General features: G+C 36.1%; 27 protein-coding genes. 4 read left to right on the top strand and 23 right to left on the bottom strand.

The window, feature by feature from the left end; genetic code table 11:
* Window positions 1-16 precede the first annotated feature (16 nt).
* The 8 genes from murD to mraZ form a co-directional block, all read right to left on the bottom strand.
* Window positions 17-1354, bottom strand: coding sequence for a UDP-N-acetylmuramoyl-L-alanine--D-glutamate ligase (gene murD / locus DD829_RS20680; RefSeq protein WP_108408919.1), 1338 nt, complete (start codon window positions 1352-1354; stop codon window positions 17-19).
* Between the two features lie 65 nt (window positions 1355-1419).
* Window positions 1420-2661: a phospho-N-acetylmuramoyl-pentapeptide-transferase gene (gene mraY / locus DD829_RS20685; RefSeq protein ID WP_108408920.1), complete on the bottom strand. Its 1242-nt coding sequence runs from the start codon at window positions 2659-2661 to the stop codon at window positions 1420-1422.
* A gap of 48 nt (window positions 2662-2709) precedes the next feature.
* Window positions 2710-3078: a four helix bundle protein gene (locus DD829_RS20690; protein WP_228408258.1), complete on the bottom strand. Its 369-nt coding sequence runs from the start codon at window positions 3076-3078 to the stop codon at window positions 2710-2712.
* Window positions 3079-3105: 27 nt separating this feature from the next.
* On the bottom strand, window positions 3106-4566 hold the full coding sequence (locus DD829_RS20695; RefSeq protein ID WP_108408921.1) for a UDP-N-acetylmuramoyl-L-alanyl-D-glutamate--2,6-diaminopimelate ligase: 1461 nt from the start codon (window positions 4564-4566) through the stop codon (window positions 3106-3108).
* A 72-nt stretch (window positions 4567-4638) separates the two neighbouring features.
* On the bottom strand, window positions 4639-6630 hold the full coding sequence (locus tag DD829_RS20700; protein WP_108408922.1) for a penicillin-binding transpeptidase domain-containing protein: 1992 nt from the start codon (window positions 6628-6630) through the stop codon (window positions 4639-4641).
* Window positions 6614-6982, bottom strand: a complete 369-nt coding sequence (locus tag DD829_RS20705) for an FtsL-like putative cell division protein (RefSeq protein ID WP_076391186.1) — start codon at window positions 6980-6982, stop codon at window positions 6614-6616. The genes DD829_RS20700 and DD829_RS20705 overlap by 17 nt, the downstream gene beginning before the upstream one ends.
* Before the next feature lie 101 nt (window positions 6983-7083).
* Entirely contained in the window at window positions 7084-7977 is an 894-nt protein-coding gene (gene rsmH, locus DD829_RS20710; RefSeq protein ID WP_108408923.1) for a 16S rRNA (cytosine(1402)-N(4))-methyltransferase RsmH, read from the bottom strand.
* A 36-nt stretch (window positions 7978-8013) separates the two neighbouring features.
* A complete protein-coding gene (gene mraZ, locus DD829_RS20715) occupies window positions 8014-8472 on the bottom strand; it encodes a division/cell wall cluster transcriptional repressor MraZ (protein ID WP_076391190.1) in 459 nt (152 codons plus the stop codon).
* Between the two features lie 272 nt (window positions 8473-8744).
* On the opposite strand from mraZ, the gene DD829_RS20720 reads away from it, so the two are divergent.
* The 3 genes from DD829_RS20720 (at window position 8745) to DD829_RS20730 (ending at window position 10638) form a co-directional block, all read left to right on the top strand.
* Complete coding sequence (locus DD829_RS20720) at window positions 8745-9506, top strand: alpha/beta fold hydrolase (RefSeq protein ID WP_076391192.1); 762 nt, start codon at window positions 8745-8747, stop codon at window positions 9504-9506.
* 66 nt (window positions 9507-9572) lie between these two features.
* Complete coding sequence (gene yihA / locus DD829_RS20725; protein WP_108408924.1) at window positions 9573-10196, top strand: ribosome biogenesis GTP-binding protein YihA/YsxC; 624 nt, start codon at window positions 9573-9575, stop codon at window positions 10194-10196.
* On the top strand, window positions 10189-10638 hold the full coding sequence (locus tag DD829_RS20730; RefSeq protein ID WP_108408925.1) for a GNAT family N-acetyltransferase: 450 nt from the start codon (window positions 10189-10191) through the stop codon (window positions 10636-10638). Before yihA ends, DD829_RS20730 begins: the two co-directional genes overlap by 8 nt.
* Before the next feature lie 791 nt (window positions 10639-11429).
* Here the strand turns inward: DD829_RS20730 and DD829_RS20740 are convergent.
* From DD829_RS20740 to DD829_RS20805, 14 genes are all read right to left on the bottom strand, one after another.
* On the bottom strand, window positions 11430-12293 hold the full coding sequence (locus DD829_RS20740) for a hypothetical protein (RefSeq protein ID WP_108408927.1): 864 nt from the start codon (window positions 12291-12293) through the stop codon (window positions 11430-11432).
* A 38-nt stretch (window positions 12294-12331) separates the two neighbouring features.
* The gene (locus tag DD829_RS20745; RefSeq protein ID WP_108408928.1) at window positions 12332-13672 is read right to left on the bottom strand and encodes a beta-carotene 15,15'-monooxygenase; all 1341 of its coding nucleotides are present in this window, start codon (window positions 13670-13672) and stop codon (window positions 12332-12334) included.
* Between the two features lie 5 nt (window positions 13673-13677).
* Entirely contained in the window at window positions 13678-14085 is a 408-nt protein-coding gene (locus DD829_RS20750) for a hypothetical protein (protein WP_076391200.1), read from the bottom strand.
* Entirely contained in the window at window positions 14075-14491 is a 417-nt protein-coding gene (locus tag DD829_RS20755; protein ID WP_108408929.1) for a DUF6804 family protein, read from the bottom strand. The genes DD829_RS20750 and DD829_RS20755 overlap by 11 nt, the downstream gene beginning before the upstream one ends.
* A gap of 11 nt (window positions 14492-14502) precedes the next feature.
* Window positions 14503-14718 (bottom strand): TM2 domain-containing protein, encoded by a 216-nt coding sequence (locus DD829_RS20760; protein ID WP_108408930.1) that lies wholly within the window; start codon window positions 14716-14718, stop codon window positions 14503-14505.
* 6 nt (window positions 14719-14724) lie between these two features.
* Window positions 14725-15351, bottom strand: coding sequence for a PH domain-containing protein (locus tag DD829_RS20765; RefSeq protein WP_108408931.1), 627 nt, complete (start codon window positions 15349-15351; stop codon window positions 14725-14727).
* A gap of 19 nt (window positions 15352-15370) precedes the next feature.
* Window positions 15371-15895 carry an SH3 domain-containing protein gene (locus DD829_RS20770; RefSeq protein WP_108408932.1) on the bottom strand — a complete coding sequence of 175 codons (525 nt, stop codon included), beginning with the start codon at window positions 15893-15895 and terminating at the stop codon, window positions 15371-15373.
* Between the two features lie 2 nt (window positions 15896-15897).
* Window positions 15898-16968 carry a type I restriction endonuclease gene (locus DD829_RS20775; protein ID WP_108408933.1) on the bottom strand — a complete coding sequence of 357 codons (1071 nt, stop codon included), beginning with the start codon at window positions 16966-16968 and terminating at the stop codon, window positions 15898-15900.
* A 4-nt stretch (window positions 16969-16972) separates the two neighbouring features.
* Entirely contained in the window at window positions 16973-17311 is a 339-nt protein-coding gene (locus tag DD829_RS20780) for a YegP family protein (protein ID WP_108408934.1), read from the bottom strand.
* Window positions 17281-17604, bottom strand: coding sequence for a membrane protein insertion efficiency factor YidD (yidD, locus tag DD829_RS20785; RefSeq protein ID WP_108408935.1), 324 nt, complete (start codon window positions 17602-17604; stop codon window positions 17281-17283). The genes DD829_RS20780 and yidD overlap by 31 nt, the downstream gene beginning before the upstream one ends.
* On the bottom strand, window positions 17576-17791 hold the full coding sequence (locus DD829_RS20790) for a hypothetical protein (RefSeq protein ID WP_228408259.1): 216 nt from the start codon (window positions 17789-17791) through the stop codon (window positions 17576-17578). The genes yidD and DD829_RS20790 overlap by 29 nt, the downstream gene beginning before the upstream one ends.
* A gap of 186 nt (window positions 17792-17977) precedes the next feature.
* Window positions 17978-18637 carry a response regulator gene (locus DD829_RS20795; protein ID WP_108408936.1) on the bottom strand — a complete coding sequence of 220 codons (660 nt, stop codon included), beginning with the start codon at window positions 18635-18637 and terminating at the stop codon, window positions 17978-17980.
* Window positions 18630-20270: an ATP-binding protein gene (locus tag DD829_RS20800; protein ID WP_116548117.1), complete on the bottom strand. Its 1641-nt coding sequence runs from the start codon at window positions 20268-20270 to the stop codon at window positions 18630-18632. Before DD829_RS20800 ends, DD829_RS20795 begins: the two co-directional genes overlap by 8 nt.
* A 66-nt stretch (window positions 20271-20336) precedes the next feature.
* On the bottom strand, window positions 20337-20546 hold the full coding sequence (locus tag DD829_RS20805) for a hypothetical protein (RefSeq protein WP_108409034.1): 210 nt from the start codon (window positions 20544-20546) through the stop codon (window positions 20337-20339).
* Between the two features lie 413 nt (window positions 20547-20959).
* On the opposite strand from DD829_RS20805, the gene DD829_RS20810 reads away from it, so the two are divergent.
* Entirely contained in the window at window positions 20960-21802 is an 843-nt protein-coding gene (locus DD829_RS20810; RefSeq protein ID WP_108409033.1) for a hypothetical protein, read from the top strand.
* A gap of 154 nt (window positions 21803-21956) precedes the next feature.
* On the opposite strand, the gene msrA is transcribed toward DD829_RS20810, so the two are convergent.
* Complete coding sequence (gene msrA / locus DD829_RS20815) at window positions 21957-22511, bottom strand: peptide-methionine (S)-S-oxide reductase MsrA (RefSeq protein WP_108409032.1); 555 nt, start codon at window positions 22509-22511, stop codon at window positions 21957-21959.
* Between the last annotated feature and the right edge of the window lie 50 nt (window positions 22512-22561).

Below are 22561 nucleotides of genomic sequence, written 5' to 3' on the forward strand. Positions count from 1 at the left end.
TGCTATTGGCTTTTGGCTAATTGCCATTGGCTTTTAATACCTGCTCTTTAAACTGATGACCTCTGTCTTCATAGTTTTTGAATAAATCAAAACTTGCACAGCACGGAGACAGTAAAACCGTATCTCCTTTTTCAGCGAGAGATTTTGAGATCTCCACTGCTTTTTCCATGCTCGACGTGTCGTAAATAAATTCTTTTTTGTCTTTGAAGAAGTTGATAATCTTTTCATTATCAATTCCTAAGCAGACGATTGCTTTTACTTTTCTTTTGACTAATTCTTCAATTTCAGTATAGTCATTACCTTTATCTAAACCTCCAACGATCCAAACGGTAGGAGTTTTCATGCTTTCTAAAGCATAATAGGTTGCATTAACGTTGGTTGCCTTGCTGTCGTTGATGTACTTTACGCCTTCTATTTCTGTTACAAGCTCCAGTCTGTGTTCAACCGCCTGAAAAGTCATCAATGAGTTTCTTATGCTTTCATTGTTGATTTCCAATATTTTACCGGCAATTGACGCGGCTAAGCTGTTGGCAACGTTATGCGTTCCAATGAGCGATAATTCATCAATTTTCATTGAGAATTTATCTTTCATTTTTACTTCGATGGTATTGCCGTTAATGAAACCTCCTTCTTCCAGTTTTTCTTTGGTGGAGAAAGGAATCATTTTCGCTTTAATTTCTAATTTTTCAAGAATATTTTTGCTCATCTCATCATCTTTATTGTAGATGAAGAAGTTGTCGTTTTCCTGATTCTCCGTTATTCTGAATTTAGCCAGAGCATATTCTTCATAGTTATAATTGTACTGATCCAGATGATCCTGTGACAAATTCAATAATAAAGAAATATATGGTCTGAAATTCTGAATATCGTCCAACTGGAAAGAGCTTACTTCCAGAACATAATATTCATGGTTTTCATCGGCAACCTGCTTTGCAAAGCTGTACCCGATATTTCCGCCTAAACCTACGTTTAATCCGTCGTTTTTCAGGATATAATAGATGAGAGACGTTGTTGTTGTTTTTCCGTTGCTTCCTGTGATGGCGATGATTTTCGCATCTGTAAATTCCGAAGCAAATTCAATTTCAGAAGAAAGTCTTATTCCTTTCTCGTTAATTTTCTGAATCATTTCTGCCTTTTTCGGAATTCCCGGACTTTTTACAATCCAGTCGGCGTTTAAAATTTTTTCTTCATCGTGGCTTCCTTCTTCGAATTCAATTCCATTCTCGTTCAGAAACTGTCTGTAGTTATCCTTGATGGCACCTTTATCGGAAAGAAAAACTTCCATTCCTTTCTTTTTTGCCAGATAGGCAGCTCCGCAACCACTTTCTCCTCCTCCTAAAACAACTATTTTCATATAATTTTTGATTTAATGACTGAATTTTTCACTTAGGCAAATCATCCAGTTTTTAAATTAATTTTCTATCTCATCTTCAGGGTAATCAGGCATACAATTGCCAACATTACTCCGATGATGATCATTCTGTTCACTATTTTACTCTCATGAAAGCCTCCCTTCTGATAATGGTGATGCAAAGGGGACATTCTGAATAGTCTATTGTTTTGGGCATATTCGAGCCCGAATTTTCTTTTTCTATATTTAAATACTACGACCTGAAGCATTACGGAAATATTTTCGATCAGGAAAATTCCGCAAAGTACAGGAATCATGAGTTCTTTTCTTAAAATAATCGCTAAAACGGCAATAACTCCGCCTAACATCAAACTTCCAGTGTCGCCCATAAAAACCTGAGCGGGATAGGTGTTGTACCAGAAGAATCCGATTACGGCTCCTACCATTGCGACCACGAATATGGTGGTTTCTCCCATGTTGGGAAGGAACATAATGTTCAGATAATCCGCGAAAATGATGTTTCCTGAAACATAGGTAAAGAATGCCAAAGCAAGTAGTATAACTGTGCTTGTTCCGGCTGCGAGACCATCAATTCCGTCGGTAATATTGGCTCCGTTTGAAACGGCTGTTACGATGAAAATTACAATCGGGATAAAAACAATCCAAGCCCATTCGTGAGCGTCTTTATCGTTCATCCAAAACAGAATTCCGCTGTAATCGAACTCGTTATTTTTAGCAAACGGAACGGTAGAAACAGTTATTTTCTCGGTAGGCATAAAGTTTTGCTCTACATTATTTCTGTTTACCACTTTTGCATCTGCATATTTTCTTTTTACGGTAATATCGGAATGAAAATACATGGTAACTCCTACGATTAGCCCTAATCCGACCTGTCCAACAATTTTGAATTTACCACTTAAACCGTCTTTGTTTTTTTTGATCTTTTTTAAATAATCATCCAGAAAACCTATCGCACCCATCCATATCACGGAAACAATCAGAAGAACAATGTAAACGTTTGTAATTCTGGTGAATAGCAAAACGGGAATTAAGGTTGCCAAAATAATGATAAGACCTCCCATCGTAGGAGTACCTTCTTTTTGTTTCTGCCCGTCCAGACCAAGATCACGCACCAGTTCTCCCATCTGTTTTGCTCTCAGATAGTTGATGATTCTTTTTCCATACACCAAAGCGATGGTTAAAGAAAACAGAACCGCCATTCCTGCACGGAAGGAGATGTATTTCAACAGTCCCAATCCGGGAACGTGGATTCCCATGCTGGTTAAATATTCGTATAGATAGTATAACATTTCTTAATTATTGATGTTTGATAATTGATGATTGATATCTAACCGATATTAAATAATCTTACTCTTTAATTTGTTCTTATAAGTTGATGTTACTTTCAGAATCTCCAAAGATTCATTCATAAGTTCATCTGTCATTATTTTTGAAGCTATATTAACTTCCTGAATTACTTCCAGCCAAAATACCGTTTCGTCTGCCTCTTCTACGACAATACAAATTTTAGCATATTTCTCTTTATCTGATCTGGCTCTGCACATTGCTCTGTAATTGGCTGCTACAGAACTTGCTGAACGAAAAATCTGCTTTCTGATTACGGATACTTTATCAGAATACGGCAAGTCTGATAAACTATTGATTATATTTATTGCTAAAGTTTTTGTTCTTTGAGCAAAAATCTGATTGTAATTATTTTCCATCATTAATCAATTATCAATAATCATTTATATTTACTTGCTCATAAGCTGCCACAGTTCATTAATCGTTTCTTTGTCGTCAAAATGATGTTTCACTCCGTTTATTTCCTGATAGGTTTCGTGTCCTTTTCCGGCTACGAGAACGATATCTTTCGGTTCTGCAAATTTTATCGCCATTTTGATGGCTTCTTTTCTGTCCGGAATGGAAGTGTATTTGCTGAAATTCTGAGGTTCAACGCCGGCTTCGATTTCTTTGATGATTGCTGCCGGATCTTCCGTTCTTGGATTGTCTGACGTGATGATTGCCAATGTTGATTTTTTCGTGGCAATATTTCCCATTTCAGGTCTTTTTGAATGATCTCTGTCGCCTCCGCATCCGAAAACAGTGATCAGTCTTTCATTTTTTGTTCTGATATCATTAATGCTGTCCAGAATGTTTTCCAATGCATCCGGAGTGTGTGCATAATCTACGATAAAGAAAATTCCGCCGTCTGATTTAAAGGTCTCAAATCTTCCGGACACTCTTTTTAGTTTGCTGATTGCCTGTAAAATTTCGTCTGATTCAAAACCCAGCTCAGAAGCAATTCCGAAAACCAATAAGAGGTTGTAGACATTGAATTTTCCGGTGAGTGTTGTCCAGAATTCTTTTCCGTTGAAATTCAGCAGCATTCCGTTGAAATCCACTTCCAGTAATTTTCCGTGAAAATCTGCCATTGTCTTCAAAGCATAAGATCTTTTTGTGGCTTTTGTGTTTTGAAGCATCACATTCCCGTTCTTATCATCCACATTGGTGATGGCAACCGCAGAATCTTCCAACTGATCGAAAAATCTTTTTTTCGTTTTCAGATATTCGTCAAACGTTTTATGATAATCTAAATGATCGTGTGTAAGATTGGTAAATCCGGCAATTTTAAAGTGAAGTCCTTCAATTCTGTTTTGGGCAATTCCGTGGGAGCTTACTTCCATAAAAGTGAATTCACACCCTTCTTCAACCGCCTGAGCTAAAATTTTATTGATGGTAATAACATCAGGGGTGGTGTGTGTTGCCGGAATGATCTTTTCTCCGATTCTGATTTCAACGGTAGAAAGAAGGGCAGAATCATATCCTAAATTTTTAAAAATATCAAAAAGCAGAGTGGAAACAGAGGTTTTTCCGTTAGTTCCCGTTACTCCGATTAATTTTAGTTTTTCTGAAGGGTTTCCGTAGAAATTGGACGCTAAATGACCTAAAGTTTTAGATGAATCTTTTACTTTAATATAAGTAGCATTTTCATTAAGATTTTCTGGGAATTCTTCGCAAACAATTGCTGTTGCTCCTTTTTCCACCGAAGATGCAATAAATGAATGTCCATCCACAATCGTCCCTCTCATTGCGATATACAATGAGTTTTCCGTAACCTTTCTGCTGTCGAACACCAATTCTGAAACTTCACGGCTGTCGTCACCATGAATTTCTAATACCGGAATTCTTTTTAATAAATCATTTAACTGCATTTCTCTTTATTTGTTCCATAAGTTTCACTTACGGTTATTCATAATTGAACCCTTCGGGTTCTTTTCTTTTTTTTAATTCTGCAGAGACAGATAAATTCTCTGGTTTCTGCTTATGGTTGTGCCTTCTGTAGGGAACTGTTCTTTAATTCTTCCTACGCCTTTGTAATCTACACGGTAGCCTAAGTTTTCAAGCTGTGGAATTACATTTTTACCGATCAATCCAACTACATTGGGCATCTGTTTATTACTTACTGCGACTTTTACGTTAGGTTCCACCATTTTGTTCAGGTTTACCTTTTTGTCAACAAGCATTTCTTTTTCAATATTCTGAGGGGTTTTCAGGAATGTTTTTCCTGCAATTTCTTTAAACACTGGTGCTGCAACGGTAGCTCCATAAAATCCTTTCGATGTATTCGGTTCGCTGATCATTACGTAACAGGTATATTTCGGATTATCAGCAGGATAGAAGCCTGCGAATGATGAGCGGTATTTCATGGGACCTGGAAGCCAGTATTCAAACCTTGCGGTTCCCGTTTTTCCTGCCATTTTTAAATTGGGTGTGAAAATACTTTTTGCTGTTCCTTTTTCAACGGCTTTTGTTAAAGCATTGGTCATCATTTTGATGGCTTTTTCAGATGCCATTTTGTTGACCATTACTTCTGGTTTTGCTGTGTACATCACTTTACCGTCCTTCATAATTTTATCAATGAATAAAGGCTTCAGCATTTTGCCATTGTTGGCAACTCCGTTATAGAAAGTGGTCAACTGCATTAGATTGATATTTGTAGAATATCCATATGCAATGGATGCTAAAGTTGCGGCATTCCATCTTTTGCTTTCGGGAGTTAAAATTTTTGGTTTTGTAATTCCCGGAAGTTCAATATCCATTTTGTCGAATAACTTCCATCTTCTTAAATGGTCTAAGAAGATCTGAGGTTTTTCAGCGTAATATTTTGTAATTAATTTTGCTGAACCTACGTTGCTGGATTTAGCCAACACATCACTGATGTCATACGTTCCGCCACCGTGACCGTCCGAAATCCTTTGTTTTGCATATACCCAGATTCCGTTTCCTACATTTACGGTTGTGTTTTCATCGATGAAACCATCATCCATTGCAGCCAAAAGTGAAATGGTTTTAAAGGTAGAACCCGGTTCAATATTGTCTTTCAGGGCGTAATTGTAAGAATCTACATACTCGCCATCGTCATTTCTTCTTAAATTAACCATGGCGCGGACTTTTCCGGTTTCCACTTCCATTACAATCACGGTTCCGTGTTTTGCTTCGAAGTTCACGAGCTGTTTCTGTAAAGCGGAATGTGCAATATCCTGAATTCTAAGGTCTAATGTGGTGTAAACATCTTCTCCGTCAACCGGTTCCTGAACTTTCCAGTAATCAATCGGTTTCCATTGGGAAGAATTGATTCTCTGCTCCAGTCTTTTTCCGTCTGTTCCTCTTAAATATTTAGAGAAAGCCCCTTCGAGACCTGCTGTGTGAACGCCGTCGTCCATTCCGATGGTTCCCGCTCCGATTTCTGAGGTAGCCAGTTCTCTTTTATAGTTTCGGTCTACAATAAAGCCTCCTTTATTTTTGCCTTTTTTGAATATCGGAAACTTACGGATTCTGTCGTACTGGTCAAAATCAAGCCCTTTAGCCAGAGTGTAATATTGATTTTTCTTTTTTCTCTGCTCATCGAATTTCTTTCTGAATTCTGCTCTTGGCTTTCCGAACATTTTGCTTAGAGAATCCGTTAAAGCACCAATGTTGTTGGTGTAAATGGTGTCTTTCATCGTTTTGAAATCCAGATAGATGTCATAACGCATGACGGTTGTTGCCAGAATAGAGCCGTCTGAAGCAAAAAGATTTCCTCTTGCTGCTTTCAGGGTGGCTTCGCGGTAGTTTTTGTTGATGTAATCGTCTTTAATTTCCTGAACGTTCGTATTCTGAAGAATAACGATGCGCGCAAGGAACATTACAAACACGCACAAAGCCACCACTGCAAAGAGGTAGCCCCATCGTAACGTTTTTTTACGTTTGTTGTCGTATTCATTTTGCTTTTGCATCTGTACTGTCCAGTTTTATTAGCAATTTATGAGGATGGTTTTCAAGGGTCATTAAAGAATCCCGTGCAACCTCTTTCCCCAACTCCGATTCCATTTTTACTTTTATCAGCTTACTTTGTGCGTAAGCGTTTCGCGATTTATATTCTTCCGTTTCTTCTTTGAGTGTGTTGACAATTTTAATTTTTTTATTGACGAGGTGATTGCTGTAGATCATTGCCATCATCAATACAAACAACAGCAGAAAATACTTGTAATGTATTTTAATCTCATCACGGTTCAGGAAATTTCCTTTTATAATGTCTATAAAAGTTAATCTCTTCTGAGGACGATTTGTTGTTGTTCTTTTTGCCAATTTAAATGTCAATTTGTTTTGCAGTGAATTCACTTTGTGGTTAATCGTCAAGTTTTCTGAATTGAACTAAAATTGACGATTCACAATTCACACATTCACTTTTATACTTTTATTCCTGTTCTCATTTTAGCACTTCTGGCTCTTGAGTTTTCTTCTATTTCCTTATCATCGGGAATAATGGCTTTGCTCTTTACCAGCTCGAATGCTTTTTTATAATTTCCGTAAATGTCTCTTTCGGGTTCTCCCTCGAACATTCCGTTTTTCAAAAATCTTTTTACCAGTCTGTCTTCCAGAGAATGGTAAGAGATGACCACCAGTCTTCCTTCGGGTTTTAAAACGTTGTATGCCTGTACGAGCATTTCTTTTAAAACTTCCAGCTCCTGGTTTACTTCAATGCGTATTGCCTGAAACAACTGGGCATAAAATTTATTTACTTTATGCGGAGGAAGATAGCTGAAGAGTTTTTTGAGATCTTCCGTTGTATCGATGCTTTTTGTTTTTCTGTGATGAACGATGTCTCTTGCCAGTTTTCTGGCTTCTCTCAGTTCACCGTAATAATAAAAGATATCGGCAAGCTGCTCTTCATCGTAATCGTTAATGACTCTTTTGGCGTCAAGACCCTGCATTACGTTCATTCTCATATCCAGCGGAGCGTTGCTTCGTGTAGAGAATCCTCTTTCTGCTTCATCAAACTGGTGCGAAGAAACACCCAGATCTGCCAGAATTCCGTCCACCTGAGAAACTCCGTAAATTAATAAAGAGTTTTCCAGAAACCTGAAGTTCTGATTGATGAGCGTAAATCTCGGATCATCAATTGTATTTTTAAGAGCATCTAAGTCCTGATCGAAACTGAACAGTTTTCCTTTATCCGAAAGTCTGCCCAATATCTCTCTTGAATGGCCACCGCCACCAAAAGTACAGTCCACATATATTCCGTCTGGATTCGTCACCAAATCATCAACACTCTGCTTCAGCAAAACGGGGTTATGATACATGTTTTAGTTGTGTTTTTTTACGTTTTTATAACGCAGTTATTCTTCTTCGAATGCGCCCATTACATCTTCGGCAAGATTCGCAAAATCGTCTTCACTGATGGAGATTACTTTTTCGTAATCGTCCTTATCCCAGACTTCAAACAGTTCTCCTGCACTGGTAATTACAATATCTTTCTGAAGATTTGCAAAAACAGTAAGGTCTTTCGAAATCTGTAACCTTCCGGCGTTATCCAGCTCCACAATTTTTACACCTGCCGTAAACATTCTAATGAAATCAGCATTCTTTTTAATGAATCTGTTCAGTTTATTAATTTTGCCCATCACTTTATCCCATGCGTTCATCGGATAAACTTCCAGACAGGGTTGGAACACAGATCTTTTGACTACAAACGCCTTGTCGTCGAAGTTTTCCATCTGTTTGATTAAAGATGAAGGAACTTTTAACCGGCCTTTGTCGTCAATTTTACACTCATATGTTCCAATGAAACTGTTCATTTGGGACAAATTTATATAATAATTTCCAAAATCTCCCACTTTTTACCACTTTTTACCTTAATGTTAATAAGTTTTATTAAAGATTTAATTTCGATACTGTAATAGGTTGATATGTTGGGTGTTGGTAAACCTCTTATTCAAGCCATAATAAATAGATTTTCAAAAAAACCGTTAAAAAAGAGTTTGGTATATTATTTTTATTTTAAATTAGGGTAATCAAAATATTTTTGAGGTTTAATTTGTATTTTTGCAAGGCTTTATTAAGGCATTTTATGATATTTAGTACAAAAAAAGAAAAGAAATATACTTTCGTTGAAGCAGGGGAAGGACATCCATTGGTGCTGTTGCACGGGTTAATGGGTGGTTTGAGTAATTTCGATAAGATGGTAGATTTTTTTTCAGACAGGGGGTTCAAGGTATACGTTCCTCAGCTGCCGATCTACGATTTGCCGGTACTCAATACTAATCTTACGACATTAGCAAAATATATTGCCAAATTTATAGAAACCCATATTGAAGCTCCTGTAACCATTGTAGGAAATTCCATGGGCGGTCATATCGGTCTTATTCTTACACTGGCAAGACCGGATTTAATTAAGAATCTTGTTCTTACGGGAAGTTCAGGGCTTTATGAAAGAACTTTCGGAGACAGTTTCCCGAGAAAGAATGACCGTTCTTATATAAGAAAGAAAACGGAAGAGGTTTTTTATGATCCTTCTGTGGCTACCGAAGCTTTGGTAGACGAAGTTTTTGCAGTGGTAAATGACAGGATGAAGGGAATAAAAACCGTAATGTTGGCGAGAAGCGCGATCAAACACAATATGCTGAATGATCTGCCAAAGATTAAAACACCCACCTGCCTGATCTGGGGAAAGCAGGATAATGTAACGCCTCCTGAAGTTGCGGAAGATATGCACAAATTTATTCCGAATTCAGATCTGTTCTGGATCGATCAATGCGGGCATGCAGCGATGATGGAAAAACCCGATGAATTCAATGAAATTCTTTATAGCTGGGTAAAAGATAAAGTTTAAAATACAATAAAAATGACCATTAAGAGCTTTTCTTAATGGTTTGTTTTTCTGAAAATATTCAACAAAATGGTTATTAAAACAGCAACATTTGTAAAGAGCAGCGGAAAATGGCAGGATTGCCCGGAACCGAATCTTCCTGAGTATGCTTTCATCGGAAGATCGAATGTAGGAAAGTCTTCGCTCATCAATGCAATGATGAATCATAAAGATCTGGCTAAAACGTCCCAGACTCCGGGAAAGACACAGCTTATCAACCATTTCTTAGTGAACGAAAACTGGTATCTCACGGATTTACCGGGTTACGGATATGCAAAAGTTTCGAAATCGATCAGAAAGGATTTTGAAAAACTGATCACCAATTATATTCTGAACCGAAGAAATCTGGTTAATCTTTTTGTTCTGGTAGATTCCAGACACAAACCGCAGAATATTGATCTGGAATTCATCCAGTGGTGCGGTGAAAGCGGAGTTCCGTTTTCCATCGTGTTTACAAAAGCAGATAAGCTGAAGCCGAATGTTGTGATAAAAAATGTGGAAGATTATAAAACGGAGCTTCACAAAACATGGGAAGATCTTCCGGAATTATATGTAACCTCAGCGGAAAAGAAGGAGGGTGGTGATGAAATTTTAAGTTTCATTCAGAAAACCAATGAGTTTTTGATCAATAATAACGTAAGTTTTGATGAGTAATATTGTCTGGAAAATAAAAACTTTCGACGAATTTACAGTTCCTGAACTGTATGCGGTTTTAAAAGCCAGAATTGATGTTTTTATAGTGGAGCAGAACTGTCCTTATCCGGATTTAGATGGTTATGACCAAAAAGCAGTTCATGTATGGGCAGAAGAAGACGGAGAAGTTTTGGCGAACTGCAGGATTTTCGATAAAGGAATAAAATATGATGAACCTTCAATAGGAAGGGTTTTAACCACAGAAAAGGCAAGAGGAAAAAACTTGGGCAGACAATTGATCCAATATGCGGTTGAAACCATCGAAAACCGTTTCCGCACTTCTGAAATCAGGATTTCTGCACAGGATTATCTGCTGAAGTTTTATGGAGATTTCGGGTTTGAAGACACCGGTAAAAAATATCTGGAAGATGACATTCCGCACACGGAAATGCTCAGAAAATAAAGAAAAGCGAGGAATTGATTCTTCGCTTTTTTGTTTAGATCATGTGTTGGGTTTTTCGCCAAGACGCAAGAAGCTGAATATATATTTTATAAAAGGCGCAAAGATTTTATCTTTAAACTAATTTCAGAATTAACCGCAAAAGGGACAAAAGATGATGTTAAAGCGAATTTCCAAGATAATCAAAGCGCTCAAAAGAATAAAAATCAAAGATTTTTAAAAACTATTGTTTTCTTTTTCATTTGTAATGATCAACTTTAAATAAAAAATTTAGTAGATCTTTTGTGACTTTTGCGGTTAAATAAAAGTTTAAACAGACTTTTTGATAAAATTGATTGAAAAATCTTTGATTTTTTTAACTTATGTGTTCTTTTCTTTCATTTAAGCTTTAAACTTAAACCACTAAAGTATTACCATCTTTTGCACCTTTAGATAAGTTTACTATTTAAATCAACTGTAGTACACTAAAATATGCAGTGCATGAATAAAAATATAGTGAGCAACAACTAAAATGTAGTGAGTAATGACAAAAATACAGTGAGCAATGATAAAAATACACTGCGCTAAACTAAAAATACGCTGTGCTAAAGCAAAAATGCCGAGAACCGAAATAAAAGCATAGCGGACTAGAATAAAAAGTACAAGAAGTATAATAAAACGGTTGGAGGAAGTCTTATAACTCAATGATGTGGGTTGAGAATCGTATGTACAAAAAACCATTCTCAGACAGAAGGTCGAGAAAAAACATAAAAAAAAGGCTGTTTTCACGAGTTGTGATACAGCCTCTAATATTTTTATTTTCCGGAAATGGCTTTTAAGATAATAGGTTCCAAATTGGAAGGAAGATCCGCAGATTTGATCTGATAATTTTTAATCTTCATTTCTTTAAACCAGTTTTCCCAGTATTCTTTGATGACAGCTTCTTCGAAAGGATTTCCTTTTTCGGGATTGATTCCTAAGACGATGACTTCGAGATTGTTCAGATTATCATTGGCTTTTACAAAGCCGAATTTATTTTTTTCTATAACTTCTTTAAAGTTGGAAGTCGTAAGATGATTGGCATTTATGAGTTTGCCGGTAAGATAAGAGGTTTTGCTTTCTTCCGAAAATTTTGTGTTTTCATGATACATATATCCGTCGGTAAGAATAAATAATATGTTTCTGTGGTCGTTTTTAATGCAGTAATCTTTTACCTTATTTTTAAAAAATTCCCAAATGTCAGAACCTACATAATTTCCGTCTTTTATGGCTGACTGATAAATCGTTGTCGGTAATTCCGAATATTTTTTATCCACCAGATCAAAATAGTTTCGGGGAGTGTTTTTATCAAAGTAAACTTTCAATTCTTTGGTAAGTTCATTCATTTTCGGATCTAAAGGTTCCGGATTGAAGAAAACCTGCATCTGATCTTCGTAGGTAATGATTTTTTTAGATTTGATGTGGTTTAAAAATCCTTTTTCAATCGCTTTGATGTACTCGGTATCTCTCTGGAAATACTGCATTGTGGGATTCGGGTTCGTTTTAGGGTCGATTCTGTCGGATAAATCAATTAAAATACTGACATTAATATTGTTTGAATCAACTGCAACAGAATTTTTTGTTCTCTCTTCAGAATTGCCGGTTTTATCTTTGCAACATGAAACCAAAGAAATAATCATAAATAAATAAATAAAATATCTTTTTCATAATCAGTAATTTATAAGGATGATAAATAAACAAGGTTCTGATTGTCCGAATTGGCTCCTACAGTTTCCAGATTGGTATTATACGTAGAAATGCATTCATCAATCATGGTCTGTTTTTCCGTTCTGGAAACGGCAATTTTCTCTCCGATAAACGTGATCCAGCCCTGAACATATTCCGAAGCATACAGCTTGTAATCTTTGGTCGGAATAATTACGCCGTCGATAATATTCTGAAGTTCCTCAATTCTTCCTCTTATTTTAATGATGGATTCTTTTATATTTCCGATAGCCGCAAGAATTTCTTCAATTTCTTTCTTTAAAACATTAATTTTTTCCTGAAAAAATTCTACTCTTTTCTGTCTGATTTCCTGTTCGTTTTTAATCTTATCCTTTTCGCGGTGCTCTTTCATTACAAAGTCGAAAACGAGTCCCCAGATAATATACACGATGAATCCTGCGAAGATAATTTCCCAAAACTGATTTTTGGTAAAAGCAATTTTAAGATCGAATGGAAGAGAATCAAAAGTTTTTTCTACATCATATATTTTTTTTTCAATTTCATACGCTAAAATGACATCAAAAATAAAAGTCACAATAAGCAATAAACCGAGTTTGATATAATTGGCTGTAGTTTTATTCTCTCCAAACATATGAATCAAAAAACCTAATCCAAGAAATACAAATGGAATTAAAACGACAAAAGCAGCTTCGGTTGAACCATCATTCCAAGCTTTAGCTAATGCCTGTGGATCAAAAACACTTTGTATCACAGTGCTTTTTGCGTCAAAACCTTTAAAGAATGCAGAATAGGAAGTTGAAATATAAAATACTCCTAAATATAAAGTTATCGGGATTAAAAGAAGTAAACCAATGATAAATTTTGCTGAAGCTCCTTTTGTGGCTTTTACATTGTATTTTTCGGGATTTCTGGGAAGATCAATGATTTCTGAGTTTAAGGTTTCAATGGTTTGCTGATGGCTTTCTACTTCCCTGTTTTTGGTTTTAAGCTGTTCTTCCTTGGTTTCCTGCGAAACAATGAGTGCTTTAATTTCTGTTTCGCGGTTTTTCTGTTCATTCATATAAGACTCTTTCAGCTGTTTCTGTTTTTCCACCATTTCTTTTTCTTCATTCTGAAATTTCGAGTAAACGGCATCCAGACAGATGGAAAGGGTAGAGTGGTTTCCGCTGGTTCGGGAACTGTCCCGGTAACCGGATTCGTGGTAGGTTCTTTTGCGTGTTTCCTCAGAAGACTCTTCGTCGGTATTTACTTCAGTTTTCGGAAGCTGCTCTTCTTTGGGTTCTGTGGGAACAGATTTTAGTTTAAATAAATTTTTTATACTGGTGGTATCCATGATGGTTAGTTTTTTAGTTCATATAAAATTTCACTTTTAGGCTTTCCTGTTCGTATCGCCTCGATGAGGTAATCTACGATGGCGGTTACATTTTCTTCCATAAACCCGAACATCAGAACGTACTTTTGCATCGTGGTATATTCATTCGGGGAAACAATTCCGTCTGCCCAGATCATGACGGTAAGATCGTACAGATAATCTATTTTTTCTTCGATTGTCTGCGGAATCAGCGACTTCATATTGAGCGGATTCAGAAGGATCTCGTCTAAATTTTTTGATGAGATGCCTCTTTCTTCGGCGCAGTTGTAAAGCATTTTCAGTTCAAGGGCACTGAAATCATCATCACAGATCGCCATTTGATACAGCCTTAAGAAATGCGCTTTAAGATGTTCCGTAATGTTGTTATTTTCCATGATTGTTTTCTTCCTTGGTTTTTTTAGGATTAATAATTCGGTCTCTGGATACAGCTCTTTGATGGATGGGAACTGAAGGCTGTGAAGTTTCCCCGGTAATTTCTTCTTCCTTTTTCTGCTCGGTTTTTTCGACGAAACCTATCAGCAGAAATAAAATTCCTGTAACAACATCAATCGGAATCCACACACTTTTCCTTAACAGATAAATGGGAAGCACAGGATTGAAAAGAATAAGGATGATAAGGAAAATTATACTGAAGTAATGCTGCTTAAAGGTTAATGTATTGTACAAAACCAATAAAGCTCCTGCGGAAACAAGGATTCTGAGAAAAGTATAATATTCTATAGGAAGTCTGAAGATACCGATGAAACAGCATAACGCACAGAAGGTGAGAAATGGTTTCATATGCTGTAATTTTAAAATCCTGTCCGAAGGTTATATTTGTAATTAAAACGGCTTTCAGACATGAACAGAAATGCAAAGAAATCGATAACGGAAATAATGACAGGAATAAAAGTCCAGCAAAATAACAGGTAAAGAATTCCCATAATGTTCTGCCCCAGATAAAATCTGTGGATGCCTATTCCTCCAAGGAAAAAAGCAAGTAAGACGGCGGTAGATTTTGATTTCATAATTTTTTAAACTCGGGATAAAATTTCGTTTTTCTTTGTTTCAAACTCTTCCGGAGAAATAACTCCGCTTTCTTTTAGTCCTTTCAGTTTCTGTAATAAAGCAAAAGGATCTTCATTTTCAATCAGTAAAGGTTTCTTCTCCTCCTGAAACATCTGAGGCTGTGTAATAATGGGTGTTGCATTGTTTACGGTAACTCCTCCTGCGGAAGCTCTTAATGTCTCAAGATTTTTTTCTCTTCTTACGCCCCGCATTTGTTCTTCCACTTCCTGCGCAAACTGGTATAGCTTTCGGGCTTGGTTTTTAGGCAGGTAATCCATCATATTGGTAAAATGTTGTGTTGTTTTTACCATAAAAGTTGAACCTACAATCCCTTCTTTAATATGGCAGTCTGCAACATCTACCCAGCTGTAATCCTGAAAATCCATAGACAAACCAAAGTTTTTGGGTCTGCAGAAAATAATTCTTCTGTTGGTAAGCGCGATGCAGTCGGGAGACAAATTGAGTACCGGTTTTTTCTGAACGGCAATGTATTCCATAGTTTCCTGCGAGGTGAGCAGACTGTTGATTCTCCCTAAAAGCTTTTCAACGGCTTTTGGATCTTGTTCTTCATTTAAAAATTTTTTTAAGTTCATGATGATATTTTGTTTTTAGTTATTTTACATCTTTATAAAAAACATAACCTTTCTTTCCGGAAGATTTTACCTTTACTTTGTACCATGAACCTTCTTTGGAAAGTGGAATCAGCTTTTCGTTTTTGTAAACTCTTACCAGAACGGGAGATTTCATAGATGGTTTTTCGTAAATATTGGTGGTGGCAATTCCGACAATGTATCGGTTGGAACTGAGGTCTACGTTTACCTCATCAATAAAAACTTTTGGAGGTTTATTGGATTTTGTTTTTGAAGAAGTATAAGAATCGGAAGTTTTATGCTTTTTAGTTTTCCTTTTCTTTGCTGAACTTCTGCCGGATGAATAGCTTTCTGAAGAGCCGCCTCCGCAAACTCCGCAGGTTCCGCCGCTGCTGCAATGTCCGCACCGCGAACAGTTGGAACAGGCTGTACAATTGGCAGAACCTGTACATCTTCCTTCGTGTCCTATACTGTCGTTTGCTTTAAAGCACGAGTTTAAAAGAAAAGAACCGAAGGCGATTATGATGAAGGGTATTAGTTTTTTCATGGTTAATTATAATTTTCTAATGTCTGATGAAGCTGATTTCTGAAATTGTAGATCTCATCCAGACTGTTTAATAAGACTTTTTCTCCTGCATCTTTTCCGTTGTGGAAAATCTCCAGATATTTATTAGCGGTATTAAAATGCAGTCTGCAAAGCGGTTTACGGTTGTTGTCGTCGAGTAAAATTCCGAAGTAAGACAACGTGTCTCTGTAAGCAATTCTTGAAGAAGGTATTTTCTCCCGCAGAATGGCTTTTACGATCTGGAAGCCTTCCAGTTCTTCTTCTGTGGTTACAATTTTAGAATCGTTGGTTTCATGGATGGGCTGCGAAGTTTTTACATCATCTTCGCGCTGTTCGATCTGTTCATTAATGCTTAAAGCAGATTTTAGCCGGAAACTGATGGATTCATTAATAGAAGTCGTTAATGCTTTTTTGGCATATTCTTTAAACGAGACCATTCGGTTTGCTGTTAAAGGCTTTTCGAAGAAACGGTTAACGAGAAGTTTTACCAGTTCATCAGAAGGATTTTCAATTTCCTTTTCGAATTCTTTTCTGATGGCTTTGATGTATTTTAAAGCTTCCGCAGAATCCAGAATGCTTTCCAGATTGTAGTCTTTTTTGGTAAAGCTTTCCAGAATTTTGATAGAGCTGTCTTTCAGATCTTCAATATTGATGGTGAAAAAAGGCTTTTCATCCATAATATTGGGCTTTTCCAGATCCGTGTAGAAGTTGTAAACAATACCGTTCGTTAAAACGCCGAATCGTGTTTTGGAAACGTGATAATACCGGTGAAGCTGAGAATTGTGGGCATCTGCACTTTCTTTCCAGTGTTTGCATTCGATGATGAAAATAGGCTCGTCATTGTTTTTGATGACATAATCTACTTTTTCACCCTTCTTGGTTCCGATGTCGCAAACGTGTTCGGGAACCACTTCTGTAGGATTAAAAATATCATATCCTAAAATCTGAATAAAAGGCATCACAAAAGCATTTTTTGTGGCTTCTTCTGTTCCGATCTGGTCTTTTAGCCCGATTACTTTCTGGTGAAGCTGTTCCAGTTTAATTTTAAGATCCATGATTTTATTTTTTTAAAGTTTCATCTGTAATTTCTGCTTTCGGAGCATTGTGTTTTACGGAAGCAATGCCGTTTTCCATTCCGGATTTTGTGCTGTAAAGCTGACTTTTCCCAATGATTTCTCCGTTTCTTGCTTTCAGAACGAAATAATCTTTTTTGTTCACAGCCTCTCTTCTGTCGTATCTGGAATCGTCCTGAGAATTAATTTTTACAGATTCAATTCCTTTTATACAGGATGCTTTCTGAACGTAGCCTTCGCTTGTTAAAATAATTTCACCGTTTCCGGCTTTCAGATTAAACTGATACTCTTTGTTTACTCTTTGTGTGATGACGAATTTTCCCATGGTTGTTGGTTTTTATTTTTGATAAATCTTTCTGAAAATTCAGTTTCATGCAGGATTTGTTGATTGGGTAAAATAATTTGAATTTCTCCGGTGGAAGTTTCTATAAGATAAGCTCCGGACCGGCAGTTTTTAAATCTATATTTTAAAGCTTTTAATCCTGAAATAAAACCGGATGCTGTTGTTTCTGCATATACGTATTTTGAACAGCTTGTTCTGAAAATACATTTTCTCCGTTTTGATGGAGGGACGATCCTCCAGTACATTTTAATGAGAAGAATCAATAGATTTTTCATCTTCTTTTCTGCTAAAGACAACCATTTGATAAGAAGTCATATATCCGGGCTGACTTGTATTTCCAAAACATCCTTCCACAGGTTGGATGTAGGTAGAAACACTTTCAAGTCTTACATATTCCCAACCATCATCGGTATGAGTCTTTATTAAGTTGTCTAATTGTACTGCAATATTTTTTGAACTCATATTTTGTTGATTTGCAGTGGCAACAAAAGGTATTACTTTGTATTCCATGATTGTTTTTATTTAACACTTCAAAAATATGAGCATTAATTTTCGATCGGTTACGGAAAACCGTAAACGCAGAATATTTAATAAAAAAACCTTCCAGAGTCTCTGAAAGGCTATTAGTTTTTCGATGAAGTGTAGCATTTAGATGATGCCGATGTCTTTGCACATCACAACAAGTTCGATGTTGTTTTTGGCTCCCAGTTCGTAGCGGAGATCATTCAGTCTTTTTTCGATGGCGCTTTTGCTGTCGGGCGTAATTTTATTTTCTTTAAAATGTTTTTCAATGTCGCCCTGTTTCCATCCTTTAGCAAGGAGCTCGATAAGCGTAACATCATATTCCGTAAATTCAAAAGACGTATTTCTTATAGAGTTTAAAATCTCCTGCGGAATAACCGTTTCGCCGGAAAATACTTTTTTAATGGTGCTTTTGAGATCTTTTCCGTCATTTCTTCCCTTGCTTACAAAACCATTGATGTTGTGTATTTTAAAAAGATCGTCAATAATCTTCGGTTTCTTCTCAATAGAAAAGGCAATCACTTTCAGATTCGGCTGAATTTTTTTAACTTCTTCAATCAGTTGTTGTCCGGAATTGATCTTCTGCTCAATATGATCTTTATCAAAAGACAGATCTGTAATCAGCAGATCATAGGAATCAGCAGTTGCAGTGGCTTTTATTTTTTGCAGGGCATCATCACAATAATTTACAAAATCAAAATGCGGAATCTGTAATTCGGTAAGTGCATTTACCACTCCTAAATTTCTGACTTCATGGTCTTCGGCTATCAGTACTTTTTTAAACATATTTCGATTGTATTGGTATGGTTATCTCAATAATTAATCCACCTGTTGGATTTTTTTCAAAAGTAATATCTCCTCCAATGCTTTCAATACGGTTTTCCGTATTATGGATTCCTGTGCCTTTTTGCTGCTCCAGATTGGCGATTCCTACGCCGTTATCGGTATATCTGATGATTAAATTTTTATCATTTTTCTCAAACTTTACGGAAGCCAGCTTTGCTTTGCTGTGCTTTTTCATGTTCACAAGAATTTCTCTTATGATGTAATACAACTCAAGCTGCGTGTTGTAAGGAATGTTTTCCCAAATGTTTTCTTTATAACTCACCGGTAAAACCCTCTGTTCCTCAGAAGAGTAGGAGGTTATCATGTTGATAAAACGCGGGGCAAAATCTTTCTCTGCTATATTTTCGTGCGAAATATCTCTTGATTCTTCGTACATTTTTTCAATATCATTAAGAATCTTGGTCTTATCCATCTCAGGATTGTTCTGAACATCAATCATCATGTGATACAATCCATTCGCAACCACATCATGCACTTTTTTCGACATTTCGAGCTGCGTGTTTTTGACTTCGAGTTCTTTTTCTTGTTTTAATTGTTTTTGTCTTTTTATGTACCAATATGTAGTGCCTAATAATAATAAAATTAAAGCTGAAATTCCTACACTCTTTATCAAATCTTGTGAAATTAATCTCTGATTTTCTGCATCTTTTTGTGCCACATCATATCTTACCATTGCAAATTGGCTCTTATGCTTATTTCTTAAAGTCTGAACACGATCACTTATTGAGTCAAGTTTGATGAAGTTTCTAAAGTAATTTTTTGGATCTAACCTTATTATTCTTTTCAGTGCTGTTATCTGATCATCTGGACTATTATTTTGTATTGCTTCTTTAAGCATTTTTTGTGCGTACTCTAAAGACAACTTTTTGTCTTTATCATAATAGTATGTTGATAAAGTTTCGAAACTTGAATTTAATCCCTCTCCATCGTTATTTTTTTGTCTTATTTCTAAAGCTTTATAAAACTCGGGTAATGGATTGTAGTTTTTGTCATCAAGATATTTAGCTTTTGCTAAGTTATTTATTGCTCTGGAATAATTAACCGCACTATCTGCAAGAGTTGCTTTTTCTAAATATGTCTTAGCTAATTTAAGGCTATCTAATGTTATAAGTAAATCACCAATGTTATTATAGCAAATATATGTGTTTTCTTTTCCTTCAACATATTTGATTGCAATGAGATAAAAAGAGAGTGCATCATTGAAATTTCGGAGTGCATTAGATGAGATTGCTAAATTAGTATAATTTGTTGCAAGTAAATTTTTGTTGATTTTATCATCCTTTTTCTTAATATATTTATTTGCTTCGAGAGAGGATTCAATTCCACCTAAAAAATCTCCTTTTTTTGTTTGGATCATTCCCATATTAATTAATGATCTTGCTGTTCCTACAGAATCATTAATTGTAATTAAGTCGTTTTTTGCCAAATTGTAATAATAAAAAGCGGAGTCATAGGATTGTGATTCTCTACAAATGAATGCTTTCTGAAAATTTACATTATCTTCAGTTTTTTTATTATCTCTTTTACATGAACTTATTATAAGTAGTATAGTTATTAGGAAAAAATTTTTCATGGATTGGATTTAGTTTTTACAAAGTAAAACAAAAGGACAGATTTATGCAATCTGTCCTGTATTAAATTATGGATTAGTAAAAGGAGGTGGAAGTTGTCCTGTATTTCCTCCAACTGGTCCACCGCTTCCCGGTCCATCCGGATCGACTCCGTCTCCCGGATCTGTTCCTGTTCCCGGATCTGTCAATTGAGTGGTTGGCTGTCCGTTATTATTATTCCCGTTGTTATTACATGATGCATTGGCATTATTATTCCCGAATGCTAATGAGATTAGCATTAATATTAAGTTTAACATTTTTTAAAAATTTTATAAGAGTTTGGGTAATTTTCTTCCTCTCAGGAAATAAATCCCGAGCTGTACACTGTTAAAATTTTCGAAGCGCTTCTTAAATTTTTTTGGGAAGTGAACCTTCAAAAACGGAAGAGAAACATCTGCTTCCCAACCCGGAGTTTTCTTCCGTTTTATCTGGCAATTTTGAAATCAGTTTTGTAAATTTGTTATTGTCTTTTTGGTTTAATGTTTTGTTTATCAACTAATTTCTGTAGCAAAGATGCGACAAAGATTGACGCATTTGTTAGACAAAACTTAGACATCGATTGACACGGAAATGGACAGGAAAAGAATTACGGAAATCCGTAATGCGACACGGTAGAAAATCAAGTATTTTGTAATACCCTTAAAATTAATATATGTCCAAAATAAAACTACTAATCAATGAAGTATTCAGAAAAGCGAAAGAGGATACGGGGAAAACCACAAAGAATGGTTTGGCAACTTACCTATGGTCATATCTTGATGAACGTGAACCTCGTTGTATAAATGAAAGAACGCTTTCGAGATATTATGAAGCATTTGTATTAGGAACACGAGAAGAAATAAACCCGGATATTGCAACACTTAATAGACTAAGCAAATATGTTGGTTTTAATGACTTTGCGGATTTTTCAAATACTTTTATTAAAAAAGATGAGGAAGTAAATAAAACCACAGTTAAAATAACTGTTGATGATGATGAAAATTCTTTAACAGAAAAGATTTCTAAAATCATCATTAATATTACCAACGAGCAATATTTCAAAGTCCCTGATTTTGTTAAAAAGAACGGATTGGGAATTATAGAAATGGTTTTCGTTCTGTTATTGGCTACAGGGGGAGTTGTTTTTTCTAACAATAAAAATTCAAAAGTTTCAGGTTTTATGTCGGCGTGGGGAACTCCTGCAGTTGATAAGAAATATATGTATTGGGATAAAGACCGATATATGGCAACCGACAGCAGCTATTTGGGACCTCAGATAGAAGTAATACCCATGGAAAAAAAAATATTCATATATTTTAGAAGAATAACGAGACCGGATACGCTTAATTCAGAAAATTCGATAGGGAAGATATGGTATGATAAAACAGACAATCATGTAGAATTCTTTACAAGCTTCGGAAGGCATCCCGAAAACGGGAAAGCACTAAAGGATGTCACAGAACATATACTTGGAAATTATGCAGGAGAAAATGCAATACTAGAAGAAGAAGAATAGAACATCATTTGCAGATATTTCAAAAAAAATTCGGGCGGTTTCCAAAGGAAACCGCCCGAATTCTGTCGTTATTGGAGCTATCCGTAATCAGTCATATTAAAAAATCCTTTGAGCTAAAATAAAGCACGATGATTGATAACAGATAAACAATAAATTATTGTTCATTCAGCATTCCCAATTCGCCGAAATGCTTTTTAAATTTCTGAATTTTCGGTCCTACCACAGCGCTGCAATAAGGCTGAGTCGGATTTTCGTTATAATATCCTTGGTGATACTGTTCCGCCGCCCAGAATTTATCGAATTTCGTTACTTCCGTTACATAGGTTCCCTGCCATCTTCCGGATTCTTTGGATTTCTCAATTGCCGCTTCAGCTTTTGCCTTTTCCGCTTCGTCTTTGTAATAAATAACAGAGCGGTATTGTGTTCCGATATCATTTCCCTGTCTGTTAAGCTGCGTAGGATCGTGAAGGAAAAAGAAAACATCCATTAACTGTTCGTAAGAAATAACAGCAGGATCGTAAGTGATCTGTACCACTTCTGCATGTCCGGTTTCTCCGGTGCACACTTCTTCATACGTAGGATGGTCTTTGTGACCTCCCGAATATCCGGAAACCGCAGACTGTACTCCTTTCAGCATATTGAAACAGCTTTCCACACACCAAAAACATCCGCCCCCGAAAGTAATCTGTTCTAAATTGTTGTTATCCATAAATTAATTATTGTAATTTCTTGTTTTCTCCTGTGAACAATGTAGAAAAA

The sequence above is a fragment of the Chryseobacterium sp. HMWF035 genome (assembly GCF_003094695.1).
GTDB classification, from domain to species: domain Bacteria; phylum Bacteroidota; class Bacteroidia; order Flavobacteriales; family Weeksellaceae; genus Chryseobacterium; species Chryseobacterium gambrini.

What these genes read in the sequence shown, in the direction of transcription:
- murD (WP_108408919.1), bottom strand. Translation starts at nt 1,354, where the DNA reads ATGAAAATAGTTGTTTTAGGAGGAGGAGAAAGTGGTTGCGGAGCTGCC.
- mraY (WP_108408920.1), bottom strand. Translation starts at nt 2,661, where the DNA reads ATGTTATACTATCTATACGAATATTTAACCAGCATGGGAATCCACGTT.
- DD829_RS20690 (WP_228408258.1), bottom strand. Translation starts at nt 3,078, where the DNA reads ATGATGGAAAATAATTACAATCAGATTTTTGCTCAAAGAACAAAAACT.
- DD829_RS20695 (WP_108408921.1), bottom strand. Translation starts at nt 4,566, where the DNA reads ATGCAGTTAAATGATTTATTAAAAAGAATTCCGGTATTAGAAATTCAT.
- DD829_RS20700 (WP_108408922.1), bottom strand. Translation starts at nt 6,630, where the DNA reads ATGCAAAAGCAAAATGAATACGACAACAAACGTAAAAAAACGTTACGA.
- rsmH (WP_108408923.1), bottom strand. Translation starts at nt 7,977, where the DNA reads ATGTATCATAACCCCGTTTTGCTGAAGCAGAGTGTTGATGATTTGGTG.
- mraZ (WP_076391190.1), bottom strand. Translation starts at nt 8,472, where the DNA reads ATGAACAGTTTCATTGGAACATATGAGTGTAAAATTGACGACAAAGGC.
- DD829_RS20720 (WP_076391192.1), top strand. Translation starts at nt 8,745, where the DNA reads ATGATATTTAGTACAAAAAAAGAAAAGAAATATACTTTCGTTGAAGCA.
- yihA (WP_108408924.1), top strand. Translation starts at nt 9,573, where the DNA reads ATGGTTATTAAAACAGCAACATTTGTAAAGAGCAGCGGAAAATGGCAG.
- DD829_RS20730 (WP_108408925.1), top strand. Translation starts at nt 10,189, where the DNA reads ATGAGTAATATTGTCTGGAAAATAAAAACTTTCGACGAATTTACAGTT.
- DD829_RS20740 (WP_108408927.1), bottom strand. Translation starts at nt 12,293, where the DNA reads ATGATTATTTCTTTGGTTTCATGTTGCAAAGATAAAACCGGCAATTCT.
- DD829_RS20745 (WP_108408928.1), bottom strand. Translation starts at nt 13,672, where the DNA reads ATGGATACCACCAGTATAAAAAATTTATTTAAACTAAAATCTGTTCCC.
- DD829_RS20750 (WP_076391200.1), bottom strand. Translation starts at nt 14,085, where the DNA reads ATGGAAAATAACAACATTACGGAACATCTTAAAGCGCATTTCTTAAGG.
- DD829_RS20755 (WP_108408929.1), bottom strand. Translation starts at nt 14,491, where the DNA reads ATGAAACCATTTCTCACCTTCTGTGCGTTATGCTGTTTCATCGGTATC.
- DD829_RS20760 (WP_108408930.1), bottom strand. Translation starts at nt 14,718, where the DNA reads ATGAAATCAAAATCTACCGCCGTCTTACTTGCTTTTTTCCTTGGAGGA.
- DD829_RS20765 (WP_108408931.1), bottom strand. Translation starts at nt 15,351, where the DNA reads ATGAACTTAAAAAAATTTTTAAATGAAGAACAAGATCCAAAAGCCGTT.
- DD829_RS20770 (WP_108408932.1), bottom strand. Translation starts at nt 15,895, where the DNA reads ATGAAAAAACTAATACCCTTCATCATAATCGCCTTCGGTTCTTTTCTT.
- DD829_RS20775 (WP_108408933.1), bottom strand. Translation starts at nt 16,968, where the DNA reads ATGGATCTTAAAATTAAACTGGAACAGCTTCACCAGAAAGTAATCGGG.
- DD829_RS20780 (WP_108408934.1), bottom strand. Translation starts at nt 17,311, where the DNA reads ATGGGAAAATTCGTCATCACACAAAGAGTAAACAAAGAGTATCAGTTT.
- yidD (WP_108408935.1), bottom strand. Translation starts at nt 17,604, where the DNA reads ATGAAAAATCTATTGATTCTTCTCATTAAAATGTACTGGAGGATCGTC.
- DD829_RS20790 (WP_228408259.1), bottom strand. Translation starts at nt 17,791, where the DNA reads ATGAGTTCAAAAAATATTGCAGTACAATTAGACAACTTAATAAAGACT.
- DD829_RS20795 (WP_108408936.1), bottom strand. Translation starts at nt 18,637, where the DNA reads ATGTTTAAAAAAGTACTGATAGCCGAAGACCATGAAGTCAGAAATTTA.
- DD829_RS20800 (WP_116548117.1), bottom strand. Translation starts at nt 20,270, where the DNA reads ATGAAAAATTTTTTCCTAATAACTATACTACTTATAATAAGTTCATGT.
- DD829_RS20805 (WP_108409034.1), bottom strand. Translation starts at nt 20,546, where the DNA reads ATGCTAATCTCATTAGCATTCGGGAATAATAATGCCAATGCATCATGT.
- DD829_RS20810 (WP_108409033.1), top strand. Translation starts at nt 20,960, where the DNA reads ATGTCCAAAATAAAACTACTAATCAATGAAGTATTCAGAAAAGCGAAA.
- msrA (WP_108409032.1), bottom strand. Translation starts at nt 22,511, where the DNA reads ATGGATAACAACAATTTAGAACAGATTACTTTCGGGGGCGGATGTTTT.